Annotated in this window: 9 protein-coding genes; 3 read left to right on the top strand and 6 right to left on the bottom strand. The window is 69.9% G+C overall.

Translation table 11 applies throughout. The features are described from left to right. The first annotated feature begins 265 nt into the window (after positions 1-265). Both F3J18_RS33390 and F3J18_RS33385 read left to right on the top strand, forming a co-directional pair. Entirely contained in the window at positions 266-700 is a 435-nt protein-coding gene (locus F3J18_RS33390) for a YidB family protein (protein ID WP_013698270.1), read from the top strand. Between the two features lie 138 nt (positions 701-838). Then, positions 839-1897, top strand: a complete 1059-nt coding sequence (locus tag F3J18_RS33385) for a hypothetical protein (protein ID WP_166916376.1) — start codon at positions 839-841, stop codon at positions 1895-1897. Positions 1898-2005: 108 nt separating this feature from the next. On the opposite strand, the gene clpB is transcribed toward F3J18_RS33385, so the two are convergent. After that, entirely contained in the window at positions 2006-4603 is a 2598-nt protein-coding gene (clpB, locus tag F3J18_RS33380) for an ATP-dependent chaperone ClpB (RefSeq protein WP_017921349.1), read from the bottom strand. A 283-nt stretch (positions 4604-4886) separates the two neighbouring features. Continuing rightward, positions 4887-5357 carry an Rrf2 family transcriptional regulator gene (locus tag F3J18_RS33375; RefSeq protein WP_025097639.1) on the bottom strand — a complete coding sequence of 157 codons (471 nt, stop codon included), beginning with the start codon at positions 5355-5357 and terminating at the stop codon, positions 4887-4889. A 179-nt stretch (positions 5358-5536) separates the two neighbouring features. On the opposite strand from F3J18_RS33375, the gene F3J18_RS33370 reads away from it, so the two are divergent. Further along, positions 5537-6121 (top strand): group III truncated hemoglobin, encoded by a 585-nt coding sequence (locus F3J18_RS33370; RefSeq protein ID WP_240154775.1) that lies wholly within the window; start codon positions 5537-5539, stop codon positions 6119-6121. A 28-nt stretch (positions 6122-6149) separates the two neighbouring features. Here F3J18_RS33370 and F3J18_RS33365 read toward each other — a convergent pair whose 3' ends face one another. The 4 genes from F3J18_RS33365 to F3J18_RS33350 form a co-directional block, all read right to left on the bottom strand. Then, a complete protein-coding gene (locus F3J18_RS33365; RefSeq protein WP_166916374.1) occupies positions 6150-7358 on the bottom strand; it encodes a J domain-containing protein in 1209 nt (402 codons plus the stop codon). Positions 7359-7477: 119 nt separating this feature from the next. Continuing rightward, on the bottom strand, positions 7478-7966 hold the full coding sequence (gene moaE / locus F3J18_RS33360) for a molybdopterin synthase catalytic subunit MoaE (RefSeq protein WP_013698275.1): 489 nt from the start codon (positions 7964-7966) through the stop codon (positions 7478-7480). Positions 7967-7975: 9 nt separating this feature from the next. Continuing rightward, positions 7976-8233 carry a molybdopterin converting factor subunit 1 gene (gene moaD / locus F3J18_RS33355; RefSeq protein ID WP_017921957.1) on the bottom strand — a complete coding sequence of 86 codons (258 nt, stop codon included), beginning with the start codon at positions 8231-8233 and terminating at the stop codon, positions 7976-7978. Between the two features lie 30 nt (positions 8234-8263). Next, on the bottom strand, positions 8264-9241 hold a 978-nt coding region (locus tag F3J18_RS33350), incomplete at its 5' end, for a molybdopterin molybdotransferase MoeA (protein WP_166916372.1).

Raw genomic sequence — 9241 nt, 5'->3', positions numbered from 1 at the left:
CCTCGCGCAAGAAGGACAAGGCGGCGGCCGCCGCCAGCGCCGCGGCGGCAGGCAGCGCCCCGGCCGCGGCAACCGCCACGGCCGGCGCCTCGGAGCCCAAGGCCAAGAAGCCCAGGAAGTCGAAGAAGAGTCAGGCCGCATCGGCCGCGTCAGGCGCCTGACCCGTCGGCCGGCCGCACGAGATGCGGCTGGCCGCGAACACAAGCCCGGCGCCGCCCTCGCGGCGCCGTTTCAGGAAGTGGGAACCCGGCATCGGAGAGAAATCATGGGTCTGCTCGATATGGTGACTGGCGCGCTAGGCGGCCAGAATGGCGGCGGCAATCAGGGCGCACTGCTCGCCGCCGCGCTCGAATTCGTCAACAACCAGCCCGGCGGGCTGAACGGCCTGATCGAGAAGTTCCGCCAGGGCGGCGTGGGCGACGTGATCGGCTCGTGGGTCGGCACCGGCGCGAACCAGCCGATCTCGCCCGACACGCTGCAGAACGTGCTCGGCTCGGACACCGTCACCTCGCTCGCCAACAAGGCCGGCGTCGATCCCTCGACGGCCTCGAACCTGCTGGCCCAGGTGCTGCCGCACCTGGTCAATCACGCCACCCCGGACGGCAACGTGCCGGCCGACGGCCAGGTCGACGCGCCGAACCTGCTCGGCACGCTCTCGCAGCTGGCCGGCCTGTTCGGCGGCGGCAACAAGACCGCCTGATTCGCCGCCAGCCCTCGCCCGCACCCGGCCGCCAGGCCGGGGCACGGTCGAAGGCGCGGGCCCGGGCGGCAGCCTGCCCCGGGCCCGCGGCGGCGCAACCCGCGAGCCGGCGAACCGGCCGCCCTCACGAGCCGCCGCATGGACTTCACCAGCGCCCAGGCAACAATCTCCGACGCCGCGATCCACGATCCGCTGCTCGCGCATTTCCTCTCGGCCATCCTCTTCAGCCACCCCGGCGACGCGATCAAGAAGAGCGCGCGCGCCGTCTACGGCAAGTTCGCGCGCCCCGGCAAGAGCGCGGCCTGGACCTGCCGGCACGCGGGCTGCACGCGCGCCTCGATCTGGTCGCATGAAATCTCGGAAGGCAAGATCACGCGCTGCCTGGCGCGCGACATCGAGGGGCGGCGCTATGTCGACGTGCTCGCGCCCGACCTGTCGGGCAACCCCTATCGCTACGCCTTCAAGCATGTCGCGACCCGCTCGGCGACCACCTTCCTCGGCTACTGCCAGGAACACGACAACCTGCTGTTCCGCGATCTCGACAACGGCCTGACGCGCTACGACGACACCCAGCTCAACGCGCAGTACCTGCGCTCGCTGAAGAAGCGCGCCTACGAGACCGAACGCCAGATCGCGATCTGGCAGGACATCGCCGTCGAACTGCGCCAGCTCGACGAGGCCTCGCATGCCGAGCTGGCGGCCGCGAGCGAGCGCGTCGAGCGCAACCTCGCCGAGCTGCGCGAGTCGCTCGCGCGCTGGCAACGCGTCTACGAGCAGGTCCGCGCCGGCCTGGAAGCGGGCCGCCCCGCCGTCGGCTCGCGCTGCCACCAGCTCGCGGCGCCCGGCTACCTGTTCTCCGGCGTGGTGGACCTGAGCCAGCCGGGCGACACCGAACCCTTCGTGGTGTTCCTGCTGAAAGCCGACTTCGCCGACGAGAGCGCCTTCTTCGTCGGCGCGCTCGACAATGCTCACGCCGACGGCATCCTCGACCATCACGATCTCGGCGCCTCGGACGGCCGGCAGCAGGTCGCGCAGTACCTGCTGTCGATGAAATCCGGCTTCGTCTTCTCGCCCGATTTCGAGGCCGGGCTGCCCGAGGCCGCGCGGGCCGCCTTCCATCGCAGTCCTGATTTCGAACGGGGCTCGCTCGCGTTCGACGCCGTATATTGCGAGCGCTTCCTGTTCGGCGCCGGCTGAGCCGCCGGCAACCGCCGAAACAAGCGATGGCCGAAACAAGCGACGGCCGAAAAAAAACCCCGCCGAAGCGGGGTTCCCGAAGCCCTTGCCAATCGCGGCGGCTTCGCCTCAGTGCACGACGCGATCGAACACGAACTTGCCGTCCTGCACGTCGACCGGGATCACGTCCTTGGGCCCGAAGCGCCCGGCCAGGATCAGCTTGGCCACCGGATTCTCGATCTCCTGCTGGATCGCGCGCTTGAGCGGGCGCGCGCCGAACAGCGGGTCGTAGCCGACCTTGCCGATCTGGTCGAGCGCCGCGTCGGTCACCTCCAGCTGCATGTCGAGCTTGGCCAGCCGCTCGTGCAGGCGCGCCAGCTGGATCTTCGCGATCGACTGGATGTTGCTGCGATCGAGCGCATGGAACACCACCACGTCGTCGATCCGGTTCAGGAACTCGGGGCGGAAGTGCAGCTTGACCTCCTCCCACACCGCGTCCTTCACCGCCTCCTGGGGCGAGCCCACCATCGACTGGATCACCTGCGAACCGAGGTTCGAGGTCATCACGATCACCGTGTTCTTGAAGTCCACGGTGCGGCCCTGCCCGTCGGTCATGCGGCCGTCGTCGAGCACCTGCAGCAGCACGTTGAACACGTCCGGGTGCGCCTTCTCGATCTCGTCGAGCAGGATCACGCTGTACGGCTTGCGACGCACCGCTTCGGTCAGGTAACCGCCTTCCTCGTAGCCGACGTAGCCCGGCGGCGCGCCGATCAGGCGCGCGACGCTGTGCTTCTCCATGAACTCGCTCATGTCGATGCGGATCAGGTGATCCTCCGAATCGAACAGGAAGCCGGCCAGCGCCTTGCAGAGCTCGGTCTTGCCGACGCCCGTCGGGCCCAGGAACAGGAACGAGCCATAAGGCCGGTTCGGGTCCGACAGGCCCGCGCGCGAGCGGCGGATCGCATCGGCCACCGCGCTGATCGCCTCGTCCTGGCCGATCACGCGCTCATGCAGCTTTTCCTCGATATGCAGCAGCTTCTCGCGCTCGCCCTGCATCATCCGCGAGACCGGGATGCCGGTGGCGCGCGACACCACCTCGGCGATCTCCTCGGTTCCGACCTGGGTGCGCAGCAACCGCGGCTTGCTCGGATTGTGCTGCTCCTGCTCCTCGGCCTGGGTCACCTGCTTGAGTTGCGCCTCGAGTTGCGGAAGCTTGCCGTATTGCAGCTCGGCCACCTTCTCGAGCTTGCCCTCGCGCTGCAGCTTGGCGATCTCGGCGCGCACCCGGTCGATATCCTCCTTGAGCTGGGCGCTGCCCTGCACGGCGGCCTTCTCGGCGGTCCAGATCTCCTCGAGGTCGGCATACTCGCGGCCCAGCCGCTCGATCTCTTCCTCGATCAGTTGCAGGCGCTTCTGCGAAGCCTCGTCCTGCTCCTTCTTGACGGCCTCGCGCTCGATCTTCAACTGGATCAGGCGACGGTCGAGCTTGTCCATCGATTCGGGCTTCGAATCGATTTCCATCTTGATCTTCGAGGCGGCCTCGTCGATCAGGTCGATCGCCTTGTCCGGCAGGAAGCGGTCGGTGATGTAGCGATGCGAGAGTTCGGCCGCGGCCACGATGGCCGGATCGGTGATGTCCACGCCGTGGTGCAGCTCGTACTTCTCCTGCAGCCCGCGCAGGATCGCGATGGTCGCCTCCACGCTCGGCTCGTCGACGATCACCTTCTGGAAGCGGCGCTCGAGCGCGGCATCCTTCTCGATGTACTTGCGGTACTCGTCGAGCGTGGTCGCGCCGATGCAGTGCAGCTCGCCGCGCGAGAGCGCCGGCTTGAGCATGTTGCCCGCGTCCATTGCGCCCTCGGCCTTGCCGGCGCCCACCATGGTGTGGATCTCGTCGATGAAGACGATGGTGCGGCCTTCGTCCTTGGCGATGTCGTTGAGCACCGACTTCAGGCGCTCCTCGAACTCGCCGCGGTACTTCGCGCCGGCCAGCAGCGCGGCCATGTCGAGCGAGAGCACGCGCTTGTTCTTCAGCGTCTCGGGCACCTCGCCGTTGACGATGCGCTGCGCCAGCCCCTCGACGATGGCGGTCTTGCCCACGCCGGGCTCGCCGATCAGCACCGGGTTGTTCTTGGTGCGGCGCTGCAGGATCTGGATCGAGCGGCGGATCTCGTCGTCGCGGCCGATCACCGGATCGAGCTTGCCCGAGCGCGCGCGCTCGGTCAGGTCGACCGTGTACTTCTTGAGCGCCTCGCGCTGGCTCTCGGCATCGGCGCTGTGCACCTGCGAGCCGCCGCGCACGGCCGCGATCGCGGCTTCCAGCGCCTTGCGCGTCATGCCGTGCTGGCGCGCCAGCTTGCCGGCCTCGCCCTTGTCGTCGGACACCGCGAGCAGGAACATCTCGCTGGCGATGAAGCTGTCGTTGAGCTTCTGCGCTTCCTTGTCGGCCTGGTTCAGCAGGCCGGCCAGCTCGCGGCCGATCTGGATGTCGCCGCCGGTGCCGGTGACCTGCGGCAGGCGCGAGATCGCCTCGTTCAGCGCGCCTTGCAGCGCCTGCACGTGCACGCCGGTGCGCGACATCAGCGAGCGCGCCGAGCCGTCGGTCTGGCCGATCAGCGAGGCCAGCACGTGGACGGGTTCGATGTATTGATTGTCGCGGCCGGCCGCGAGGCTCTGGGCGTCGGCCAGCGCTTCCTGGAACTTGGTGGTGAGCTTGTCGATTCTCATGAAGAGACCTCCAATTTTCGAATAGCTCCAACATGAGGCTGCTTGCCGGGGTTTCAAGCGCTCGCTAGGCAAGATGTGTGCCTTGCGACGCCCAGCCTCGCCCGGCATGGCTTTGCCGAATGGGGCCCGAGCCCGGCGAGGGGCAGGCAGCGGGCAGGCGCGGGATTTCAGTCTGCCCGGGCGGCGTGCAGGCTCGATGACGGCGCCGGATCGGCTGCGTCAGGATAGCGAGAAACGGGCAGGGATGGCGGCGGGCGCCGCCGTTGGGAGCAAGCGCCGGCGCTCAGGCCGGCTCGACGACGATCGGCACGATGCCGAGCGCGGCCGCCAGCGGCGAGGCGGGTCGCGAGAGTTCGGCGATCGTGTGGCGGTCCAGCTCGGCGAAAAAGGCTTCGCGCGCGGCGTACAGCACGCCCTTGAGGCGGCAATGCGGCTCGATCACGCAGGAACGGTGCTCGACGCCCTGCCCCTCGCCGCCGAAGCAGCCGACCAGGGCAAAATCGCTCTCGGTGGCGCGCACCACCTCGCCGATCGTCAACCGCCCCGAATTCGCGTTGATGCGCAGGCCGCCGTTGCGACCGCGCACGGTGTCGACCCAGCCGAGCTCGCCGAGCCGCTGCACCACCTTCATCAGGTGATTCTTCGAGATGCCGTAGGCATCCGAGATCTCCTGGATCGTCGACAGGCCTTCGCTGCGCACCGCCAGGAACAGCATCACGCGCAGCGAGTAGTCGGTGTAGTCGGTCAGTCTCATGAGCGAAGTCGATCGTGTCGTTGAGGTGCCAGCGTTGGCGGCCGCCGCCGGATACAGGCGCCTGCCGAAACGGAAATCGCGCGATAATATGCGCCCTGGAAGCACTTTTTGGCGGATGGCCGTCCGCTATTGTGCGACAAAATCGCGACAGTGTAGCGGCCCCATTCTCCCTCCCGACCATGATCCCCACTAATCCGGCCCCCGAACTGGCCGCCAGCCCCTCCCCCGAAGCGGCCTCGCCCGCGCCCGCCGGCCCGCGCGAGGCCGAGCCGAGCGAGGACAATATCCGCGGCCTGGTCGACGCGTTTTATCTGCAGGTGCGCGCCGATCCCCTGCTCGGCCCCGTGTTCGGCGCCCGGCTCGACGGCCGCTGGGACGAGCACCTGCCGAAGATGGTCGCGTTCTGGTCGAACCTGGTGCTCGGCACCAAGGGATATCGCGGCAACCTGCAGGCCAGGCACCAGCCGCTCGAAGGCGTCGAGCCGGCGCATTTCAGCCGCTGGCTGGCTCTGTTCCTGCGGACCGTCGAGGCGCGCTACCAGCCGGCCGCCGCGGTGCGCTTCATGGAGCCGGCGCTGCGCATCGCGCAGAGCCTGCAGTTGAGCCGCTTCGGCTGGGACTACCGGATTCCCGACGAGCAGCAGGCCCTGCTCGACGCGATCGCGCCGAAACGACCACGCGAGGACGACGCGCATCCGGCACGGCCGCGCGGCGAGCCGTTCCCGGCCCGCATCATCGGCCGCGGCGCCGACGACGGCGCCTGAGCCAGCCCTCCCCCGAAATCCTCGACGCCTAGCCGACGAAGCCGGCCAGCCAGTCCTTCAAGGCGCCGATCTCGCGCAGCGCGAGCAAGTCGCGCTCCAACTCGGCCAGCGCGCGACGCAGGCCGGCGATATCGTCGCCGAGCGTGCGCAGCGCCGTGTCGGGCGACAGCACGGCATTCGCGCCGATCCCGTAGCCATGCCGGAAATCCGCCTCGACGCGATGCAGTTCGCGATCGAGCGAGGCCAACTGGGCCTTCAGGATGCCGTTGTAATGCCGCAACAATTCGTCGCCGGCACTGGCAAGCCGGTCCGCATCGGCGGCGCCCAGGTCGCGCTCCAGTTCGAGCAGTCGCAGCAGGTCCTGCTTGTCGTAGGCGCGGTTGAGCCGCTGCATCAGCGCGGTCTTGCGCTCGCGTTCGTCCGCATCGGGCTCGCGATCGGGGTGCAGCGCGCTGGCCAGGCGCCGGTAGAGATCGCGCAGCGAGCGGCTGACCTGCGCCGGCGCCATCTCGGGCACCGCGTCGGTGTCGGTGCGATCCGCCTCCGCCTCGGCCGGGCTTTCCTGTTGTGCTTGCGCGGCGGCACGCGCCGCCTCGGCCGCAGCCGCCTCGGCCGCCTTGCGCTTCGAGTTCGAAGCCCGCTGGCGCTCGCCACGCTGGGCCTGGCGCGCCTGCGCGTCGGCCGAGGCGCGCGCCTCCTGCGCGTCCAGCTCGGCCTGGATCCGAAGCATCATCGCTTCCTCGGATTCGTCCTCGGGCGGCTCGGCCGCGGCATGCCCCGGCGCGGCATCCTCGGCCGGGGCCGCGTCGCGCCGGCGCGACTTGCCGCCACGACGGCCGGCATCGCCTGCAGCCTGCCCCATCGCCGCCGCGCCATGGCGGGCGAGGATCGCACGCAATTCGCGATCCGCGTCGGCGCCGAGCAGCGGCCGCGCGAAATGCACGATCAATTGCGATACCAGCTCGCGCTCGGCCCGGCTCAGGCCCTTCATCTCGGCGGCGACATCGAGCTGGCGTACCAGCTCGGTCTCGCGCGCGCCCAGTTCGCGCGCGAGCGGCACCCATTCGTCGACGTAGCGCTGCTGGAACGGCGGCCAGACGGTCTCCCAGGCACGCAGCCGCTCGCGGCGCGCGGCCACCTGCCGGGTCAGCGCGTTGAAGCTGCGTTGCGAGGGGGACAAGCCGGCGCTGCCGTCTTGCGGCACCAGCAGGATGGCGCCGGATGGGGATTCGGTCATGATCGGGGAGACACTGCGCGGGAGTTCGGGCGAGGCGCGATGGTAGCGGGCAGGCTGTCCTTCGTCGAGCCGAGCCGAATGAAGTCAGCCGAGTCGCGCCGCCCCGCTTGCCGCCGCCCTCAGCCCGGCTCGCGCCGGTTGCCGGAGCGCAGGCCCCAGCGCGCCAGCGCCGCGTCGTCGCTGCTGCGCGCATCGACCCAGCGCTCGCCCGACGGCGTGCTTTCCTTCTTCCAGAACGGCGCCTCGGTCTTCAGGTAGTCCATCACGAATTCGCAGGAGGCGAAGGCGTCGCCGCGATGCGCGGCGACCGTCGCGACGAACACGATCTGGTCGAGCGGCAGCAACCGGCCGACGCGATGGATGATCGCCACCTCGATGCCCGGCCAGCGCGCGATCGCCTCGTCGGCGATCGCCTCGAGCGCCTTCTCGGTCATGCCGGGATAGTGCTCGAGCTCCAGCGCGGCCACCGTCTCGCCCTCGTTGAGGTCGCGCACCGTGCCGACGAAGCAGGCCACCGCGCCGATCTTCGGATTGCGCGCGCGCAAGGCCGCCAATTCCGCGCCGACCTCGAAATCCCCGGTCTGGACCCTTGCCCTGAGCCTTGTCATCGCGCCTCCTCAGCCGCCCGTCACGGGCGGGAAGAAGGCCACCTCGCAGCCATCCGTGATGCGCGTGCCCGCGTCGGTCATCACGTGATTGCAGGCCATGCGCAGCGCGCGGCCCTCGGCCAGCGTCTCGGCCCAGGCGCCGCCGCGCGCGCGCAGCCAGTCGCGCACGTCGCCCACCGTGGCGATGCCGTCGGGCACCGTCACCGATTCGCCGGCCACGCCGAGCGCCTCGCGCACGCTGGCAAAGAATTTCAGTTCGATCTTCATCGCTTCATCGGATTCGCAGGCCCGGCGGGTTCAGCCGAGCAGTTCGGAAAAAGGCAGGAAACGGACCGTCTCGCCGGCGCTGATCGCGTGGTTCGGCGGATTGTCGATCAGGCCGTCGGCCCAGACGGTCGAGGTCAGCACGGCCGAGCTCTGGTTCGGGTAGAGATCGAGCCCGCCCGCCTCGTTGATGCGCGCGCGCAGGAACTCGTTGCGGCGATCGCCGCTGCGCTGCGTGAAATCGGCGCGCAGCGACAGCGCGCGCGGCGCCACCTGGGTGGCGCCGGCCAGGCGCAGCAGGAACGGCCGCACGAACAGCAGGAAGGTCACGAAGCTCGACACGGGGTTGCCGGGCAGGCCGATGAAATGCGCCTCGCCGCCGGCCTCGGCCCCCGCCGCCGCCTCGCGGCGCACCGCGCCGTAGGCGAGCGGCTTGCCCGGCTTCATCGCGATCTGCCACAGCGCGAGCCGCCCTTCGGCCTCGACGGCGGGCTTGACGTGATCTTCCTCGCCGACCGACACGCCGCCGCTGGTGACGATCAGGTCGTGCTCGCGCGCGGCATCGCGCAAGGTCGCGCGCGTCGCCTCGAGCGAATCGGGCACGATGCCGTAGTCGCTGACCTCGCAGCCGAAGCGCTCCAGCAGGCCGCGCAGGCTGAAGCGATTGGAGTTGTAGATCGCGCCGGGCTTGAGCGGCTCGCCCGGCATGGTCAGCTCGTCGCCGGTGAAGAACACCGCCACCTTCAGGCGGCGCCGCACCGCCAGGCTCGCGCAGCCGACCGAGGCGGCCAGGCCCAGCGCCTGCGGCGCGAGCCGCGTGCCGGCCGGCAGGATCACGGCGCCGCGCCGGATATCGGCGCCCTGCGCGGTGATCCATTCGCCCGCCTTCGGCGTGTGCAGGAAATCGACCTCGTCGCCGGCCGCGGCGGCCTGCTCCTGCATCACCACCGCATCGGCGCCGGGCGGCACCGGCGCGCCGGTGAAGATGCGCGCCGCGGTGCCGGCCGCCAG

Origin of the sequence: Burkholderia sp. Ax-1720 (assembly GCF_011753035.1) — a bacterium.
Taxonomy (GTDB): Bacteria; Pseudomonadota; Gammaproteobacteria; order Burkholderiales; family Burkholderiaceae; genus Burkholderia; species Burkholderia gladioli.
This window is presented reverse-complemented; position numbering and strand designations above follow the sequence as displayed.

Coding starts and splice junctions, on each gene's coding strand:
- F3J18_RS33375 (WP_025097639.1), bottom strand. CDS start 5,357: ATGAGACTGACCGACTACACCGACTACTCGCTGCGCGTGATGCTGTTC.
- F3J18_RS33365 (WP_166916374.1), bottom strand. CDS start 7,358: ATGACCGAATCCCCATCCGGCGCCATCCTGCTGGTGCCGCAAGACGGC.
- moaE (WP_013698275.1), bottom strand. CDS start 7,966: ATGACAAGGCTCAGGGCAAGGGTCCAGACCGGGGATTTCGAGGTCGGC.
- F3J18_RS33390 (WP_013698270.1), top strand. CDS start 266: ATGGGTCTGCTCGATATGGTGACTGGCGCGCTAGGCGGCCAGAATGGC.
- F3J18_RS33385 (WP_166916376.1), top strand. CDS start 839: ATGGACTTCACCAGCGCCCAGGCAACAATCTCCGACGCCGCGATCCAC.
- clpB (WP_017921349.1), bottom strand. CDS start 4,603: ATGAGAATCGACAAGCTCACCACCAAGTTCCAGGAAGCGCTGGCCGAC.
- moaD (WP_017921957.1), bottom strand. CDS start 8,233: ATGAAGATCGAACTGAAATTCTTTGCCAGCGTGCGCGAGGCGCTCGGC.
- F3J18_RS33370 (WP_240154775.1), top strand. CDS start 5,537: ATGATCCCCACTAATCCGGCCCCCGAACTGGCCGCCAGCCCCTCCCCC.